We start from the raw sequence: 16,804 nt of genomic DNA, 5'->3' as shown, positions 1-16,804 counted from the left end.
GAGTTCAGCGACCGGTGGACCGTACTTCCCGGGCGGGCGCGGACTGTCGTACCGCCATCGGTCGACGGCGGGGGAAGCCGAGCCGCAGGACGGCGGCGGCGACGGCCGCGGCGAGGACCACGGCGGCGGCCAGGAGCAGGGCCGGGCGGTAGCCGTCGTGCAGGAGCGGGGCCACGGCGAGCGGGCCGAGGATCTGGCCGACGGAGTAGCCGGCCGTCAACAGGGCCACGGAGCGCGGGAACCGCAGCTCCGCCCCGGCGGCCAGGGCGAGCGTGCTCACCCCGATGAAGGTCGCCCCGAACAGCACCGCCGAGACCAGGGCCGCCGCCACTCCGCCGACCAGCGCGGGCAGCGCGATCCCGACCGCCTGGATCACCAGCGCCGCGCACAGCAGACCGGGCCGCGACCGACGGCGCCCGAGCCGCGCCCACACCGCGGACGACGGTACGGCGGCCAGCCCCACGAGCACCCACGCGCCGCCGCCGATCCAGCCCGGGGCGCTCTGCCCGATCGCGGCGACGAGGAAGGTGCCGGCGACGATGTAGCCGACGCCCTCCAGCGTGTAGCTCGCGAACAGCGCGCCGAACCACGGGTCGACCACCGCGTCGGGGGCGCCGGCCGAGGGTGCGGGCACGGCCTCGGGCGACAGCTTCCACGCGGCGGTCGCGAGCACTGCGGCGAGGGCCGCCGAGGACCACCACGCGACCTGCCAGTCCGCCGCGGAGCGCACGGCGAGGACCAGCAGTCCGGACAGCGCGATACCGGCGCCCACGCCTCCGAAACCCCAGCCGGGCATGTGGGCGGGGTGGTCGCGCAGCCGGCCGAGGAGCGAGCTGACCGCGACCACGAAGATCAGCGCGCTCGCCACCCCCGCCAGCAGACGGAGGGCGATCCACACCGCGGTGCTGTGGGTGGCGGGCATCGCGGCCAGCGTGCCGACCAGCAGGACGAACGAGCCGCGCAGGACCGCGCGGGAGCGGACCAGGGCGGGCAGGAGGGTGCCCGCGAGGGCGCCGACGAGGTAGCCGGCGTAGTTGGCGGTGGCCAGGTGGGCACCGGCGCCGGTGGAGAGCCCGGCCTGTGTGTGCATCAGCGGGAGGATCGGGGTGTAGACGAAGCGGCCGACACCCATGCCCGCCGCGAGGGCAGCGGCGACCCGCGTGACGTGGGTCCAGGGAGACAGGAGGGGGCCGCCTCCCGCCCGGGGCGCGGGAACCGGGGCGTCATGGCTCATCGTGATGAAGTCCCTTATGGGTAGGGGGATTTACTCCGTGTGGCCCGGGTCGTTCGGGTGCGGTTCCAGAGGGGTGACGGCGAAGGTCATCCACGCGTGGAGGGGCAGGGTGCCGAGCACCTTCTCGTGGAGTTCCTCCTCGTCGGCGGCGCGCCACACGCCGATGCTGCGCCGTTCACCGACCGGGCGCCACAGCCGGACGAGACGGCCGGTCGCGGCCAGCTCGCGGGCGCGCTCGGCCTCGGCGGCGCGGCGGCGGCCGACCTCCTCCTCAGGGGTGCCCTCGGGGACCGTGGTGGTGATCTCGACCAGGAACTCTCGCAGCATGATCTCGCTCCGTTCGGGGCTCCACGGCGGGGCGCCGGATGTCCGTGCCCTCATCGTGGCCCGGGACCGGCCCGGCCGCCACGACGGGCTCGCTCCCTGCTGAGAGGCCCGGCCTCCCAGCCCGCGTAGCATGACGGACGTGGAGCTGCGCCAGCTGAGGTACTTCGTCGCCGTCGCCGAGGAGCTGAACTTCGGCCGGGCCGCCGACCGCCTCCTGATCGCCGGGCCCTCCCTCTCCCAGCAGATCAAGGCCCTCGAACGCGACCTGGGCGTACGGCTCTTCGACCGCGACCGCCGCTCGGTCGCCCTCACCCCGGCCGGCGCCGACCTGCTCCCGCACACCCGCGCCCTGCTGGAGCGGGCCGACGACCTCAGGCGCCGCGCCGGACGGCTCGCGGGCTCCGAGGCGGTCCGGCTCGGCTACGTCAACTGGCTTCCCGCGGACCTGGCGACGCGTACCGCCGGGGTGGCGCAGGTGCATGTCGACGCGTGGGTCGCGCCCTCGCACACACAGGCCGCCCGGGTCGCGGACGGCAGCCTCGACCTCGCCGTGTGCTGGGTGCGGGACGCGGACCTGGAACGGCACGGACTGAGCGCCCGGCTGCTCGGCGCCGACCGGCTGTACGCGGTGTCCACGGCCACCGGCACCGGCACCGGTGACGTGCGGGCCCGCGACACCACCGTCCTCCTCGACGACGACACCCATTCCTGGTCGTCCTGGAACGACTACGCCGAGCGGCTCGCCCACGACACCGGGGCGCACGCCGTGCCCATCTCCGACGGCGGGATCACCGGCCCCGCGTTCTTCGACCACGTCCGCCGCAGCCGCCGCCCGATCGTCAACTCGCCCAAGGGGCAGACCGCTTCGCTCCCGTCCGACCTGGTGCGCCGCGAGATCACGGAGCCGTCCGTGCACTGGACCTGGTCGCTGGTGCGGCGCGGGAGCGAGACCCGTGCCGCCGTGCTTGCTGCCGTGGACGCGCTCTGCGACGGCGTCGGCGACCTCGGGCTGCGCGCCCCCGACGCCTGGCTGCCCGAGGGCGACCCGCACCGCTGACGTGGGGCCGGCCGGCGGGCGGGATCGACCGGGAGCACATCCTCCACCGCCAGGCGTCACGCCTCCGAAGGCTGTGAAGGAAAGCTGCGGCACGGCTTAAGAAATCCTCGATGGACCCGGGCGCTCGGGTGGGGCAGATTGCTCACAGAATCCACCCCACCCCCGGAACGGGCCCGTTCGGCGTGCCCGCGCCCGGGACTCACCCTCAGGAGCCGTTGCGTTGAAGGCGCTGGTCAAGGAGAAGGCGGAGCCCGGGCTGTGGCTCGCGGACGTCCCGGAGCCCGCCGTCGGAACCGGCGACGTACTGATCAAGGTCCTGCGGACCGGTATCTGCGGCACCGACCTGCACATCCGGAACTGGGACGGCTGGGCGCAGCAGACGATCCGCACGCCGCTGGTGCTCGGCCACGAGTTCGTGGGCGAGGTCGTGGCGACGGGCCGGGACGTCGCCGACATCGCCGTCGGTGAACTGGTCAGCGGCGAGGGCCACTTGGTGTGCGGCAAGTGCCGCAACTGCCTCGCCGGGCGCCGCCATCTGTGCCGCGCCACGGTCGGGCTCGGCGTCGGACGGGACGGGGCCTTCGCGGAGTACGTCGCGCTGCCCGCCGCCAACGTGTGGGTGCACCGCGTCCCCGTCGACCTCGATGTCGCCGCGATCTTCGACCCGTTCGGCAACGCCGTGCACACCGCGCTGTCCTTCCCGCTCGTCGGCGAGGACGTCCTGATCACCGGCGCGGGCCCGATCGGCCTGATGGCGGCGGCCGTCGCCCGGCACGCCGGTGCCCGGAACGTCGTCGTGACCGATGTGAGCGAGGAACGCCTCGCCCTCGCCCGCAAGATAGGCGTGAGCCTCGCGCTGAACGTGACGGACGCTCAGATCGCCGACGGACAGAGCGAGTTGGGGCTCCGTGAGGGCTTCGACATCGGCCTGGAGATGTCCGGTCGCCCCGAGGCGATGCGCGACATGATCGCCAACATGACGCACGGCGGCCGGATCGCCATGCTCGGCCTCCCAGCCGAGGAGTTCCCGGTCGACTGGTCCCGCATCGTCACCTCGATGCTCACCATCAAGGGCATCTACGGCCGTGAGATGTTCGAGACGTGGTACGCCATGTCGGTCCTGCTGGAGGGCGGCCTCGACCTCGCGCCCGTGATCACCGGCCGCTACGGGCACCGCGACTTCGAGGCGGCGTTCGCGGACGCCGCGAGCGGCAGGGGCGGCAAGGTCATCCTGGACTGGACCGCGTAGATCCCTCCGGACGCGCAGATCCCCTCCGGGCCGCGCAACTCCCTTTCGGCGAAGGAACTTTAGGAGCTTCCCCCATGTTCGACTCCGTGCGCGACGACCTCCGCACCACCCTCGACGAGATCCGCGCCGCCGGGCTCCACAAGCCCGAGCGCGTGATCGGCTCACCGCAGTCCGCGACCGTGAACGTCACCGCGGGCGGCCGTCCCGGCGAGGTCCTCAACTTCTGCGCCAACAACTACCTCGGACTCGCCGACCACCCCGACGTCGTCGCCGCCGCACACGCGGCCCTCGACCGCTGGGGCTACGGCATGGCGTCCGTGCGGTTCATCTGCGGGACCCAGGAGGTGCACAAGGAACTGGAAGCCCGGCTGTCCGCGTTCCTCGGCCAGGAGGACACGATCCTCTACTCCTCCTGCTTCGACGCCAACGGCGGTGTCTTCGAAACCCTGCTGGGCCCGGAGGACGCGGTCATCTCCGACGCCCTCAACCACGCCTCGATCATCGACGGCATCCGCCTCTCCAAGGCCCGCCGGCTGCGCTACGCCAACCGCGACATGGCCGATCTGGAACAGCAGCTGAAGGAGGCGTCCGGCGCCCGCCGCAAGCTGATCGTCACCGACGGCGTCTTCTCCATGGACGGCTACGTCGCCCCGCTCCGCGACATCTGCGACCTCGCCGACCGCTACGGCGCGATGGTCATGGTCGACGACTCCCACGCCGTCGGCTTCGTCGGCCCCGGCGGCCGGGGCACCCCGGAACTGCACGGCGTCATGGACCGCGTCGACATCATCACCGGCACGCTCGGCAAGGCCCTCGGCGGCGCCTCCGGCGGCTACGTCGCCGCCCGCGCGGAGATCGTCGCGCTGCTGCGCCAGCGCTCCCGGCCGTACCTCTTCTCGAACACCCTCGCCCCGGTGATCGCCGCGGCCTCCCTCAAGGTGCTCGACCTGCTGGAGTCCGCGGACGACCTGCGCGTCCAACTCGCCGAGAACACCGCGCTGTTCCGCCGGAGGATGACGGAGGAAGGGTTCGACATCCTCCCCGGGGACCACGCCATCGCCCCCGTGATGATCGGCGACGCGGCGGTGGCCGGACGGATGGCGGAGCTGCTGCTGGAGCGGGGCGTGTACGTGATCGGGTTCTCGTACCCGGTGGTGCCGCAGGGGGCGGCCCGCATCCGGGTCCAGCTCTCGGCGGCGCACTCCACGGAGGACGTGAACCGGGCGGTGGACGCGTTCGTCTCCGCGCGGGCCGAACTGGCGGGGTGAGGTCGGGCCTCCGGCCCCTCCACCCCGGCCGCGCCCACACCCTCGGACATATTGCGATAATCGGTCCCATGATCGAAGCGCGGCGGCTCCACATCCTCCGTGCGGTGGCCGACCACCGCACCGTGACGGCGGCGGCCGCCGCGTTGTACCTCACCCCCTCGGCGGTCTCGCAGCAGCTCGCCGCGCTGGAGCAGGAGACCGGACACCGGCTGGTCGAGCGCGGCGCCAAGGGCGTACGGCTGACCCCGGCCGGCGAGATCCTGCTCAGTCACACCAACGTGGTCCTGGCCCAGCTGGAGCGGGCCGAGGCGGAGCTCGCCGCGTACGGCTCGGGCGCGGCCGGCACGGTGACCGTCGCCGCGTTCGCGACCGGTATCGCGGAGGTCGTGGCGCCCGCGGTGACCCACCTCTCCCGGCTGGCCCCCGGAATCCGCCTCCGCGTCCAGGACGCCGAGGGGGACGCCAGCCTGCCGATGGTGCTGGACCGCCAGGTGGACGTCGCCGTCGCCGTCGAGTACCGCGGCGCCCCGCCCGCCGACGACCCGCGCCTGACGCACCTCCCGCTCTACGCCGAGCCGTTCGACGCGGTCGTCCCGGTCACCCACCGCCTCGCCGACGCCGACGAGGTCCCCCTCGCCGAACTGGCCAAGGACCCCTGGATCGGCCCCTACCCCGGCAACCCCTGCCACGAGGTCGTCGTCCTGGCCTGCGAGAACGCCGGGTTCCAGCCCCGCCTCGAACACTCCTCGGACGACTTCCGCGCGGTGGTCGCCCTCGCCGCGGCCGACGCGGGCGTGGCCCTCGTCCCCCGCTCGGCCCTGCGCGGCACGGACCTGACGGGAGTCGTCGTCCGCCCTGTCGACGGGGTCGCCCCGACCCGCCGCGTCTTCGCCGCCGTACGCCGCGGCGCGGAGGAGCACCCGCTGATCCGCCCGGTACTGGACGCACTGGAGGAAGTGGCCCGGACGTAACCTGGATGTTTCATATCTGGGATACCGTCCCGGATATGAAACAGCACGAGGCGGAGACCGCCGTAGACCCCATGGATGCCCGGCTCGGCGCCCGGCTGGCTGCCCTGCGGGCCGAACGCGGCTGGTCCCTGGGTGAGTTGGCGGAGCGCAGCGGGGTGAGCCGGTCGACGCTCTCGCGTGCCGAACGCGCCGAGATCAGCCCCACCGCCTCCCTCCTCAACCGCCTCTGCGGCGTCTACGGCCGCACCATGTCCCACCTCCTCAGCGAGGTGGAGGCCGAACCCGCCCTGCTGGTCCGGGCCGCCGGTCAACCGGTGTGGGAGGACCGCACCGCCGGTTTCGTACGACGGACCGTGTCGCCCCCGCACGCCGGGCTGCGTGGCGAACTCGTCGAGGGACGGCTTCGCGCGGGCGCCGACATCGCCTACGACCGGCCGCCCGTGCCCGGCCTGGAACAGCACATCTGGGTCCTGGAGGGCGCCCTCCAGGTGACGGCGGCGGACGCCGAGCACGCGCTGGACACCGGTGACTGCCTGCGGCTGCGGGTGTGGGGGCCGACGCGGTTCCGGTGCCCGGGACCCGACGACGTGCGCTACGTCCTGGCGGTGGTGCTGCCGTGAAGACGACCGTACGGCGCCTCGACGCGCCCCAAGTCCTCGCTGCCGCCGATGAGTTGGCCGATCTACTGACCGACACCGTGGCCGACGGCGCCTCGATCGGGTTCCTCGCGCCCCTCGCGCGCACGGCTGCCGTCGACTGGTGGCGGGAGCGCGCCGACGCCCTGGCCGTCGGTCACCTCGCCGTCTGGGCGGCGCTGGGCGGGGACCGGATCGTCGGCACGGTGAGCCTGGCCTTCCCCGGCCGGCCCAACAGCCGCCACCGCGCCGAACTGGTCAAGCTGATGGTGCACCGGGACGCCAGGGGCGCCGGCCTCGGCCGCCGTCTCCTGACCGTCGCGGAGGACGCGGCCGTCGCCGCCGGCATCACCCTGCTCCACCTCGACACCGAGACCGACAGCCCCGCCGAACACCTCTACCGCTCCGCGGGCTGGACCCGGGCCGGCGTGATCCCGGACTACGCGGCGAGCCCGGCCGGGGTGCTGCGGCCGACGACGCTCTACTACAAGCGGGTGGGGACGGGCGCGGGGGCGGACGGTCGGCCGGCGCCGATGGACGGCCCCTCCGCGTGAGGGCGGCCACGCTCACCAGGTGATTGTCAGTGGCAGCCGCTATCTTGCGACGCATGCCGGATGCCGAAGACGTACGCCGTATCGCCCTCTCCCTCCCGGACACGACGGAGAAGATCGCCTGGAGCATGCCCACGTTCCGGGTCGCCGGGAAGATGTTCGTCACGCTGCCCGAGGAGGAGACCTCCATCGCGGTGCGCTGCCCCAAGGAGGAGCGCGACGAACTGGTCCTGGCGGAGCCGAAGAAGTTCTGGGTCGCCGATCACGAGGCGGCCTTCGCCTGGGTGCGGGCCTACCTCGCCGGGCTGGACGGCGAGGAGGAACTCCGTGACATCCTCGCCGACTCCTGGCGCCAGGCGGCCCCGCCCCGACTCCTGGAGGCCTACCCCGAGTTGGGTCTGCCGTCCGGCGAGTGACCTTCTCTCGGGCGTTGTCAGTGGCGCATGGCATCATCCGGAAGCGGGAGTGGGAGCCGGGACGGAGGGGGATCCGGCTCCCACCCGTACGGAGTTCATGAACACCGGCGGGGCGCCGCGGGGGCGGCGGTCGGGGGAGGGGGCGGTGCGGGATGACGGGGACGTCGTCGAATCCGGCAGACGAGGTGCCGGGCGGGGTGGTCGGCGGAGGCGGTGACATCGTTGCCGACGCGCTGCCCCGGCTGGTGCAGAAGAGCGACGGAGTTCGCGAACGGCCCGTCTGGTCAAGGGACTTCGCCCTGTTCTTCGTGGCCCGCGCCGTCGCCCGGCTCGGCGACACCATGCTGCCCGTGGCCCTCGCCGCCGGCCTGCTGGAACACGGGTACGGCGCGGGCGCGGTCGGCCTCGCCATGGCCTCGACGGCCGCCGCCTTCGCGGGACTCGTCGTCTTCGGCGGTGTGATCGCGGACCGCTTCAGCACCCGCAGGCTGATGATCGGCGCCGACCTGGTGCGCCTCGGCACCCAGTCCCTCGCCGCCGCGCTCTTCTTCACCGGCCACGTCGTGCTCTGGGAGATCTGCGCGATCGGCTTCGTCAACGGCGTGGCGGGCGCGGTCTTCCAGCCCGGCGTGGCGAGCACCGTGCCGAGACTCGCCTCCGACATCCAGGGCGCGAACGGCGCGATACGCATCGCCGAGTCCTCCGCCCAGCTCGCGGGTCCCGCCGTGGCGGGCGTACTCGTCGGACTCACCTCGCCCGGCGGCGTGTTCGCGGCCCACGCGGCCACCTACGCGGTCAGCGCCCTGTGCCTCCTACTGCTCCGGCTGCCCCCGCTCGCACCGGGCAGCCGCGAACCCGGCCACGGCTCGGGCGCCTTCAAGGCCGATCTGGCCGAGGGCTGGCGGGAGTTCAGGGCGCGCAGCTGGCTCTGGGGAGTCATCGCCGTCTGGTGCCTCTACATGATCGCCGTCTGGGGCCCGACCGTCCCGCTCGTGGCGACCCAGGTCGTACAACAGCACGGCCCACGCGCCTACGGCCTGGTCAACTCCGCCCTCGGCGCGGGCACCGTCGTGGGCGGTCTCCTCGCCCTGCGACTGCGTCCGCGCCGGATGCTGCGCGCCGGGGCGGTGGCCCTGTTCGCCTTCGCGGGTTTCCCGGCGACGGTCGGGGCGGGGCTCGGCGTCCCGGCGATGGCGGCCGGAGCGGCGGTCGCCGGGGTGGGCATGTCCTTCTGGGGAGTGATGTGGGCGACGAGCGTCCAGACCCAGGTCCCACCGGACGTCCTCAACCGCATCCACGCGTACGACGTGGCGGGCTCCCTCGCGATGATGCCGGTCGGCCAGGCGTTGGCGGGCCCCGCCGCCTCGGCCCTCGGCACCGACCACGTCCTGCTCGCCGCGGGCGCGATGAGCTTCGTGGTGCCGACCACCCTGCTTCTGATACCTGCCGTCCGCGGACTGATACGCGCCGACGCGATCACGACCGGCGCGAGCGCCTCCGGCACCGCGGCGCCACGTGAACGGGCGTGCCCGCAGGAGAGTTGACGGCACCAACGGGGTCCGGGTGCAGGTGCGGGCGTGGCCGTACGCCGGGCGCCGGTCCTGCCGGCCAGCGGCCGCCGCGTCCCCGTCATCCGCCCAGAAAGCCGCCGATCCGTTCGCGCAGGGTCCGCGGGTCGAGGCCGTGGGCGGTCAGGTGCTCGGTGATCGTGCCGTAGCGGCGGAGTTCGGCGCGTCCCACCCCGAGGCCGAGGACGCGGTGGGGTACGTCGGCGAGCGCGTCGTTGGCCGCCGTCGTCGAGGTGCCCGCGAGGTACGGCTCGACGAGGACGACGTCCGTGCCGGCGGCCCGGGTGGCGGTGCGCACCGCGTCCGCGTCGAAGGGCCGTACGGTCGTGGCGTACAGGACGGTGACGTCGAGGCCCTCCGTCGCGGCGAGGACGTCGTCGAGCATCGGCCCCACGGCGACGACCACACCGGAGCGGCCCTCGCGGACGGTGTGGAAGCGGGCGCCGTCGACCGGGCGGGCCTCGGCGTTCGACTGGACGGAGAGTCGTACGTAGACCTTGTCGTCGCCTGCCGCGACCGCGTGCCGGAGCAGGGTCTCGGCCTCGTCGGGGTGGCCCGGGACGTGCACGGTCCAGCCGTCCAGGGTGTCGAGGAGGGCCACATCGCCCGGCGCCATGTGCGTGACCCCGCCGGCGGGCCAGTCGAAGGAGGCCGCCGCGCTCACCAGGACCGCGCCGACGCCCTGGTGTCCGAGGTCCAGCTTGACCTGCTCGAAGGGCCGCTCGACGAGGAAGCTGGCGAAGGTGTGCACGATCGGGCGCATGCCGGTCAGGGCGAGGCCCGCTCCCGCCCCGACGAGCAGCTGCTCGCGGATGCCGACGTTGATCACCCGCTCCGGATGCCGGAGCTGGGCGTCCGCGAAGCCGTCCCTGCCGATCTCGGCGAGGACGACCGCGACCCGCGGATCCTCGTCGAGCAGCCGGGAGACGACGGGGGCGAACCGGTCACGCATGGTGTCCATGGAGAGCCTTTCTCGATGTGCCGGTGAGGGGGAGGGAGGTCAGGCGGACTTCGGCTCGACCCGGGCCACGACCACATGCGGCCGGCCGGGGTGCGGTGCCGTGAAGGCGGCGTACAGCGCTTCGTGGTCACGGCCGTCGACCGTCACCGCGGACCAGCCCGCGGCCTCGAAGCGGGCGGCGATGCCGCCGGGGCGGGCGTGGCTGGCGGAGGAGTTGTCGACGACGACGGTGTGCAGCCGGTCCAGTCCGGCGGGTCCGGCGAAGGCGATGGCCTCGTGGTTGCTGCCCTCGTCCAGCTCCGCGTCCCCGACCAGCACCCAGACCCGCGGTGCGGTGCGCCCCTGGGCGCGCAGCCCCAGCGCCGTCCCGACGGCGATCGGCAGCCCGTGCCCCAGCGAGCCGCTGCCGATCTCGGCGCCGGGCACCAGGACCCGGTCGGGGTGGTGGCCGAGCGGCGAGTCGTAGGCGCCGAAGTCCGGGAGCCACTCGGCCGGGACGAATCCCTTGGCGGTCAGCACGGCGTAGTACGCCATCGGCCCGTGTCCCTTGGAGAGCAGGAACCGGTCCCGCTCGGGGTCGTCCATCCGTTCCGGGGTGACCCGCAGGACCCGGTCGTAGAGCACCCACAGCACGTCGAGTGTCGAGGTCGCCGCCGGGCCGTGCTTCTCGTCGCCGGTCATCAGCCCCATGAGGCGGGGCAGGTCGCCGTGTGTGTACGTGCGGCTGTGTTCCGTCGTGGTCGTCATGCGGACGATCGTGCAACCTCAACCAAACTTCAGGTCAAGCGGCGAGAAGGATGTCGCGTCGAGTCGGCCGGAAGCCGGTCCCGTCCCGAAGAAAGGCGTGCGCGATCACCGACGGGAGTGCGGTATTGTTTCCCTGCGCGTTCAGCCAGGGGAAACCCCAGGTCAGACGGGCATCGGGACGTGGCGCAGCTTGGTAGCGCACTTGACTGGGGGTCAAGGGGTCGCAGGTTCAAATCCTGTCGTCCCGACTGGAGACAGTCGTCGATCAGGGCCGCTTTCGGAGGCATCCGAAAGCGGCCCTCGGTCGTTGTGGGGGACCGGAAGCCCCTCCGGCCGGAGCGGATCCGGCAGTCCGGCGGGCGATGAACAGGGCCTTCCGTGTGCCGCCGCCCACCTGGCGTGAAGCGGTTAACCAGAGGTGAATTATTGATTGCCTCCAGGCGTACAACCCTTCGCCCCGTCCTCGCGTCGAACTGGCGTGCAACGGCGCGCCGCCGTCGCGGGAAGTCCTGTGGGGGGATCCCTTGTCCATGATCGTCCGTTGGTTGTGTGCCGCCCTGCGTGTTCGCGGGAGAGCCGACCTTCTGCTCGTGTTGCTGTTCGCCGCCGGCTTCGCCGCGCTGCCCGTCTTCGCACTGCTGCCGTCCCTGTGGGGCTTCGCCGCCGCGTCCGCCGTGAGCTACCTCGTGGACGAGGCCCTGCACGTCCGGGCGCCGCAGTTCGTGCGCAGGCTCGCGGCCCTGCAGCTCGACCGCACCCTGCGGTTCGCCTTCCGGACGCTGATGCTGCTCGCCCTCGCCGACCGGATGGAGGCCCCGGACCGGATCCTGGTCGCCGGACTCGCCGTCTTCGGCGCCCACTTCACGCTCGTGATGCTGTATTCGGCGGTGCATCACGCGATCAGCCGCCGGCGCGTGCTGCCGGTGGCCGTGCGCAACCTCGACATGAGCGGGGCCGGCATCCAGAAGACCCCGCCGGCGTTCCTCTACCGGCGGTTCCTGCGCAAGCTGCTGCACCTGGACCTGCCCGCCCACGCGGGGCTGCTGGTGGCCCTCGGGGCCGGGGCCTGGTATCCGGCCGTGATCGGCTACGCGCTGACGGCCGTGGCGGCGGTGGCCGCCGTGGCGGTTCTGCTGATGGAGTTCCGCCGGGCCCGCCGGATGCCGGCGAAGGACCGGATGATCGCCGAGGTCAACCGGCAACTCGCCGGCTACCGGCCGGAAGTGGCCCTCTACTTCAGCTTCGCCGCGGTCTCCCGGGACTTCATGTACCAGGTCAACATGTGGATCGAGACGCTGGAGAAGCTCGACCGGCGCCCCGTGATCATCCTGCGTGAGCAGGCCTCGTTCCGGTACCTGAGCCGTACCTGGATCCCGGTCCTGTGCGTACCCAAGGCCGACGACCTGGCCGAGCTGGAACTGCCGGACGTCCGGGTCGTCCTGTACCCGGGGAACGCGGGCAAGAACGTGCACATGCTGCGGGTCGCCGAGGCCAAGCACGTCTTCATCGGCCACGGCGACAGCGACAAGCTCGCCAGCAGCAACCGGGTCAGCAAGGTGTACGACGAGATCTGGGTGGCCGGACGGGCCGGGCGCGACCGCTACCAGCGGGTGCGGCACGCGATCAGCGACGGCGCGATCGTCGAGGTGGGCCGCCCGCAGCTGTCGTCGATCCGGCTGCACGCCGACCACGTACCGGGCCCGGTGCCGGTCGTGCTGTACGCCCCCACCTGGGAAGGATGGAGCGACGACGACTGCCACACCTCCCTCATCCCGATGGGCGTGCCCCTGATCGAGCGGCTCATCGCGCAGAACGTACGCATCATCTACAAGCCGCACCCGCTCACCGGCCGCCGCTCGCCCGAAGCCGCCGCGGCGGACCGTGCCGTCCGCGAACTGCTGACCGCCGACAACGAACGGCGCGGTGCCGCACGGGCGCTGACCACGGTCGCCGTCGGAGCGCGGCTGCGGGAGATCCAGGACCGCATCGACGAACTGGCCGGACGGCGCAGCGGCGACTACACCCAGCAGACCCGCGACGCACGCATCCCCGACCGCGGCGACACCGCCGAGTGGCACGCCCTGCACAGCGAATGGCACCGGCTCTTCTGGGAGAGCCACGAGCCGCTCCGGCACCACGCCATCCTCGGCCAACTGCCCACGCTCTACGAGTGCTTCAACCAGGCGGACATGCTCATCAGCGACGTCTCCTCGGTCGTCGCCGACTTCGTCGCCAGCCTCAAGCCCTACGCCCTGACCAACGCCCACGACCTCCCCGACGAGGAATTCCGCGCCGCCTACACCACGGCCGGCGGCGCCTACCTCCTCGACCGCGCCTGCACCCGCCTGCCGGAGATCCTGCGCTCGATCCGTGAGCCGCGCCACGATCCGATGGCTCCGCACCGCTCCGACTTCAAGGAGTACGTCCTGGGCACGGACCGGCCCACCTCCATGGAGCGCTTCAACACCGCGGTCAACACCCTGTCCGAGAAGGCCGCGGCGGAGCGGGGCGAGTACGTGACGCACCGGGACCAGCACGCTGTCAGGGAGTCGGCGTAGGGAGTCGGCTCAGGTCGCGTTCCCAGGAAGTCCTGGTCGCGAGCCCCGCGCCCTGCCCGGTGGACCCCACCGGGCAGGGCGCGGGGCTCGGTCGTTCCCGGGTCGCCCTCGCTCCCTCCGTGATCACCAAGAGCTGTTAAAGAAGCGTCAAGAACATGTAAGGTTCCGAAGGGCTCCGGGGAAGCGGATCAGCGATGGGGCGATCACCGGCCGGAGGTCAACGGGCCTGCGGAGCGCCCGGGATGCGGGCGGTACCGCCGTGCGAAACGGCCGCTGTCGGCCCGCGCGCGCCACCCGGCACCCCGCCGAACACCGGCCGCCGCGACCGTCCCGACCGACCCGGCGTCGCCGGGCCCGGGCCCGCTGCCGGGCGGCCCCGTGCCGCGGTGAGCGACCGCGCCGGGAACCGACAGAGAGGAAGCAGGAGACAGACATGGGTACTCCACGCGTGAGCAGTACACCGCTGCCGGGAATCGGTGTCCGCTACGACCTGACGACACGCGAGCAGCGCCGCCTGTCGGTGGTCGCGCACCGGGACGGAGAGCGGACGCTGAACGCGTACCGTTCGGACGATCCGGACGCCTGTGCCCTGTCCGTACGGTTGACGACGGGAGAGAGCGCGGCGCTCATCGACGCGCTCCTGCCCGAGCACCACAGCCCGAACCTGCTGTCCACGACCGAACTCGGACTGGTCGCCGAACGCGTGCAGTTGTCGGCGCTGTCGTACTGGAACGGCCGGCTGCTGGGGGAGACCCGGATGCGTACCGAGACCGGCGTCTCGATCGTGGCCGTGCTGCGCCGGGCCGAGGCCATCCCGTCCCCGACCCCCGACTTCCGGCTGGCCGGCGGCGACACGCTGATCGTGATCGGCACCCGCGAGGGCGTCGAGGCGGCCGCCGCGATACTCGGGCGGGAGTGATCCGATGCATTCGTCCGCGAGGTTCCTGATCGAGTTCGGCGCGATCATCCTGGCCCTGGGACTGCTGGGCCGGTTCGCCGCACGCTTCCAGTTCTCCCCCATCCCCCTCTACCTGCTCGCCGGGCTCGCCTTCGGCGAAGGCGGGCTGCTGCCGCTGGGCACCAGTGAGGAGTTCGTCGCCATCGGCGCCGAGATCGGCGTCATCCTGCTCCTGCTGATGCTCGGCCTGGAGTACACGGCGAGCGATCTCGTCTCCAACCTCAAGACCCAGTACACCGCGGGTCTCGTCGACGCTGCCCTCAACGCCCTGCCCGGAGCCGCCATGGCCCTGCTGCTCGGCTGGGGTCCGGTCGCCGCTGTGGTGCTGGCCGGGGTCACCTGGATCTCCTCGTCCGGAGTCATCGCCAAGGTCCTCGGAGACCTGGGCCGCCTCGGCAACCGCGAGACCCCCGTCATCCTGAGCGTCCTGGTCCTGGAAGACCTCTCCATGGCCGTCTACCTGCCGATCATCACCGCGCTGCTGGCCGGCACGGGCCTCGCGTCGGGCAGCATCACCCTGGTCGTCGCCCTCGGCGCCGCCGCCCTCGTCCTCCTCGTCGCGGTCCGCTACGGCCGCCACATCTCCCGTTTCGTCTCCAGCGACGACCCCGAGAAACTGCTGCTGGTCGTGCTGGGCCTGACCCTGCTGGTGGCCGGTCTCGCGCAGCAGCTCCAGGTCTCCGCCGCCGTCGGCGCGTTCCTGGTCGGAATCGCGCTGTCCGGCGAGGCCGCGGAGGGCGCCCACAACCTGCTCTCGCCGTTGCGGGACCTGTTCGCCGCCGTGTTCTTCGTCTTCTTCGGCCTGCACACCGACCCCGCCAGCATCCCGCCGGTCCTGCTGCCCGCGCTCGCCCTCGCCGTCGTCACCGCCGGCACGAAGATCGCCACCGGCTACTGGGCGGCCCGGCGCGCGGGCATCTCCGCCAAGGGCCGTTGGCGGGCGGGCGGCACGCTGGTCGCCCGCGGCGAGTTCTCCATCGTCATCGCCGGACTCGCCGTCACCGCGGGCATCGAACCCTCCCTCGGCCCGCTGGCCACCGCGTACGTGCTGATCCTGGTCATCCTCGGACCGCTCACCGCCCGCTACACGGAACCCCTGGCCACCTTCCTGACCGCACGGCGGCGGGGCGGTTCCGCCCCCTCGGCCGACGCGGAGGAAGTCCCCAACAGCACCGCCCAGGAACCCCACGAGGTGGCGTAGAGCCGCTGCGTCCACCGCCCCGGACCTGCCCGCGGCCTTCAACGCCCCATGGGCGGAAGGCGGTTGACGGGCGGGACCGGGGCGGCGTGCGTGCGGGGGACCGGGTGAGGGTGAGGTGGAGGTGCGGACGCGCCTGTCGTCCCGGCTCTCGAAGGTCCAGGCAAGAGGCCGTTTTCCCGGCGACGGGAAGGCGGCCTCCGTCGTGTCCGCGGGGTGATGGCCGCGGGCCGGTGCGGGGCCGGTTCGCGGAGGCGTCGAGAGCGGTGGCACCGGAATCGCAGCCGCCCGGCCGGGCCCGGCGTCGGCTCTCGCGCGCTCCGGGTGAGCGGCTGCGAACGAAGCCGGCGGCGTCGTAGGCGACTTGGCGGGTGTGGTGCGGGTGGCTCGCGTGGGGCGGTCGGAGCGGTTCTCGTGGTGTCTCCGCGCGTCCGCCTCACCTTTTTTCGCCGGATCGGACGGCTCGTGAGGTGTGCCGTACGGGCGTGGGAATCGGCCGCTTCGGCACGTGGTGCGGTTGGGGCAGGTGTCGAGTGGGCATCGGAGGCGGTCCGTTCGGCGCGCACGATCATGGAGCGGACGGCGACGGTCCGGCCGAGGTCGTCCTCGACGTCTGCCTGCGCAAACGGAGCGGCGAATACCAGTACCGGGTGCCGTCGATCAGTGCCGGGACGCCCCGGGCCGCCGGTGCCGTCGGTGCGGCGGACTGCCGCCATCGCGGGGCGCAAGGGACATTTTCCGTCACCGAAGCACCCGCGAAAGTTCATCGATCCATGGACTCGCCTTTCAAATCTTGAGCACAAAATCCACACAGACCTCTCTTCAGGCGGCCCAAGATGGTCTAGATTGACCGTGCTTTCGCAGGGTGTGACACCGGGCGACAAAAGATGATCTATGGGTCCGGCGTTGTGGACGGCCGCCGGCCGCGCCTCTCGCACCGGACGTGGGGGTGATCAGTTCTTGGAGTTCGAGGGGGACGTGCAAGTCCGCTGCCGCCGGGGTCGTTGACGCAACTCCGGGACAGCCGGGATGCCATACGCCGGGGCGGTGGCTTTCCGAGGGGGAACAGCGCTGAGGGGGCCTCTCGAGGGGGAGGCGCAGTGCGG

Annotated in this window: 15 protein-coding genes and 1 tRNA gene; 12 read left to right on the top strand and 4 right to left on the bottom strand. The window is 72.6% G+C overall.

The annotated features are described in order from the left end of the window. Positions 1–4 precede the first annotated feature (4 nt). Together ACIPTO_RS00860 and ACIPTO_RS00855 are read right to left on the bottom strand one after the other, a co-directional pair. Positions 5–1,234, bottom strand: coding sequence for a YbfB/YjiJ family MFS transporter (locus ACIPTO_RS00860; protein WP_401188237.1), 1,230 nt, complete (start codon positions 1,232–1,234; stop codon positions 5–7). Positions 1,235–1,264: 30 nt separating this feature from the next. Further along, positions 1,265–1,558, bottom strand: a complete 294-nt coding sequence (locus ACIPTO_RS00855; RefSeq protein WP_366324647.1) for a muconolactone Delta-isomerase family protein — start codon at positions 1,556–1,558, stop codon at positions 1,265–1,267. Between the two features lie 133 nt (positions 1,559–1,691). On the opposite strand from ACIPTO_RS00855, the gene ACIPTO_RS00850 reads away from it, so the two are divergent. The 8 genes from ACIPTO_RS00850 to ACIPTO_RS00815 all read left to right on the top strand — a co-directional run bounded on the left by ACIPTO_RS00850 (position 1,692) and on the right by ACIPTO_RS00815 (position 9,252). Further along, on the top strand, positions 1,692–2,618 hold the full coding sequence (locus tag ACIPTO_RS00850) for a LysR family transcriptional regulator (protein ID WP_401188234.1): 927 nt from the start codon (positions 1,692–1,694) through the stop codon (positions 2,616–2,618). Between the two features lie 220 nt (positions 2,619–2,838). Then, positions 2,839–3,867: an L-threonine 3-dehydrogenase gene (gene tdh / locus ACIPTO_RS00845; RefSeq protein WP_366324471.1), complete on the top strand. Its 1,029-nt coding sequence runs from the start codon at positions 2,839–2,841 to the stop codon at positions 3,865–3,867. Between the two features lie 74 nt (positions 3,868–3,941). Then, complete coding sequence (locus ACIPTO_RS00840; protein ID WP_401188230.1) at positions 3,942–5,135, top strand: glycine C-acetyltransferase; 1,194 nt, start codon at positions 3,942–3,944, stop codon at positions 5,133–5,135. Between the two features lie 68 nt (positions 5,136–5,203). Further along, positions 5,204–6,106, top strand: a complete 903-nt coding sequence (locus ACIPTO_RS00835; protein ID WP_366324475.1) for a LysR family transcriptional regulator — start codon at positions 5,204–5,206, stop codon at positions 6,104–6,106. 35 nt (positions 6,107–6,141) lie between these two features. Further along, complete coding sequence (locus ACIPTO_RS00830) at positions 6,142–6,726, top strand: helix-turn-helix domain-containing protein (RefSeq protein ID WP_401188228.1); 585 nt, start codon at positions 6,142–6,144, stop codon at positions 6,724–6,726. Further along, positions 6,723–7,295, top strand: coding sequence for a GNAT family N-acetyltransferase (locus ACIPTO_RS00825; protein WP_401188225.1), 573 nt, complete (start codon positions 6,723–6,725; stop codon positions 7,293–7,295). The genes ACIPTO_RS00830 and ACIPTO_RS00825 overlap by 4 nt, the downstream gene beginning before the upstream one ends. Before the next feature lie 53 nt (positions 7,296–7,348). Further along, entirely contained in the window at positions 7,349–7,708 is a 360-nt protein-coding gene (locus tag ACIPTO_RS00820) for an MmcQ/YjbR family DNA-binding protein (RefSeq protein ID WP_366324481.1), read from the top strand. Between the two features lie 152 nt (positions 7,709–7,860). Then, complete coding sequence (locus ACIPTO_RS00815; protein WP_401188222.1) at positions 7,861–9,252, top strand: MFS transporter; 1,392 nt, start codon at positions 7,861–7,863, stop codon at positions 9,250–9,252. Positions 9,253–9,337: 85 nt separating this feature from the next. Here ACIPTO_RS00815 and ACIPTO_RS00810 read toward each other — a convergent pair whose 3' ends face one another. Both ACIPTO_RS00810 and ACIPTO_RS00805 read right to left on the bottom strand, forming a co-directional pair. Next, a complete protein-coding gene (locus ACIPTO_RS00810) occupies positions 9,338–10,237 on the bottom strand; it encodes a transketolase family protein (RefSeq protein ID WP_401188220.1) in 900 nt (299 codons plus the stop codon). 39 nt (positions 10,238–10,276) lie between these two features. After that, positions 10,277–10,984, bottom strand: a complete 708-nt coding sequence (locus ACIPTO_RS00805) for a transketolase (RefSeq protein WP_366324485.1) — start codon at positions 10,982–10,984, stop codon at positions 10,277–10,279. 174 nt (positions 10,985–11,158) lie between these two features. On the opposite strand from ACIPTO_RS00805, the gene ACIPTO_RS00800 reads away from it, so the two are divergent. The 4 genes from ACIPTO_RS00800 (at position 11,159) to ACIPTO_RS00785 (ending at position 15,701) form a co-directional block, all read left to right on the top strand. After that, positions 11,159–11,232 (top strand) — tRNA-Pro (locus ACIPTO_RS00800). 342 nt (positions 11,233–11,574) lie between these two features. After that, positions 11,575–13,542 carry a hypothetical protein gene (locus ACIPTO_RS00795; protein ID WP_401188217.1) on the top strand — a complete coding sequence of 656 codons (1,968 nt, stop codon included), beginning with the start codon at positions 11,575–11,577 and terminating at the stop codon, positions 13,540–13,542. Positions 13,543–13,975: 433 nt separating this feature from the next. Further along, positions 13,976–14,461 carry a TrkA C-terminal domain-containing protein gene (locus ACIPTO_RS00790; protein ID WP_366324489.1) on the top strand — a complete coding sequence of 162 codons (486 nt, stop codon included), beginning with the start codon at positions 13,976–13,978 and terminating at the stop codon, positions 14,459–14,461. A gap of 4 nt (positions 14,462–14,465) precedes the next feature. After that, the gene (locus tag ACIPTO_RS00785) at positions 14,466–15,701 is read left to right on the top strand and encodes a cation:proton antiporter (protein ID WP_401188213.1); all 1,236 of its coding nucleotides are present in this window, start codon (positions 14,466–14,468) and stop codon (positions 15,699–15,701) included. The last annotated feature ends 1,103 nt before the right edge of the window (positions 15,702–16,804 follow it).

The sequence above is a fragment of the Streptomyces sp. NPDC090083 genome (assembly GCF_044747445.1).
Classification (GTDB): Bacteria; Actinomycetota; Actinomycetes; order Streptomycetales; family Streptomycetaceae; genus Streptomyces.
Note: the sequence above shows the minus strand (reverse complement) of the source record. Positions and strands in the feature narration are given on the sequence as shown.

What these genes read in the sequence shown, in the direction of transcription:
- ACIPTO_RS00860 (WP_401188237.1), bottom strand. Translation starts at nt 1,234, where the DNA reads ATGAGCCATGACGCCCCGGTTCCCGCGCCCCGGGCGGGAGGCGGCCCC.
- ACIPTO_RS00850 (WP_401188234.1), top strand. Translation starts at nt 1,692, where the DNA reads ATGACGGACGTGGAGCTGCGCCAGCTGAGGTACTTCGTCGCCGTCGCC.
- ACIPTO_RS00840 (WP_401188230.1), top strand. Translation starts at nt 3,942, where the DNA reads ATGTTCGACTCCGTGCGCGACGACCTCCGCACCACCCTCGACGAGATC.
- ACIPTO_RS00835 (WP_366324475.1), top strand. Translation starts at nt 5,204, where the DNA reads ATGATCGAAGCGCGGCGGCTCCACATCCTCCGTGCGGTGGCCGACCAC.
- ACIPTO_RS00830 (WP_401188228.1), top strand. Translation starts at nt 6,142, where the DNA reads ATGAAACAGCACGAGGCGGAGACCGCCGTAGACCCCATGGATGCCCGG.
- ACIPTO_RS00820 (WP_366324481.1), top strand. Translation starts at nt 7,349, where the DNA reads ATGCCGGATGCCGAAGACGTACGCCGTATCGCCCTCTCCCTCCCGGAC.
- ACIPTO_RS00815 (WP_401188222.1), top strand. Translation starts at nt 7,861, where the DNA reads ATGACGGGGACGTCGTCGAATCCGGCAGACGAGGTGCCGGGCGGGGTG.
- ACIPTO_RS00810 (WP_401188220.1), bottom strand. Translation starts at nt 10,237, where the DNA reads ATGGACACCATGCGTGACCGGTTCGCCCCCGTCGTCTCCCGGCTGCTC.
- ACIPTO_RS00805 (WP_366324485.1), bottom strand. Translation starts at nt 10,984, where the DNA reads ATGACGACCACGACGGAACACAGCCGCACGTACACACACGGCGACCTG.
- ACIPTO_RS00790 (WP_366324489.1), top strand. Translation starts at nt 13,976, where the DNA reads ATGGGTACTCCACGCGTGAGCAGTACACCGCTGCCGGGAATCGGTGTC.
- ACIPTO_RS00785 (WP_401188213.1), top strand. Translation starts at nt 14,466, where the DNA reads ATGCATTCGTCCGCGAGGTTCCTGATCGAGTTCGGCGCGATCATCCTG.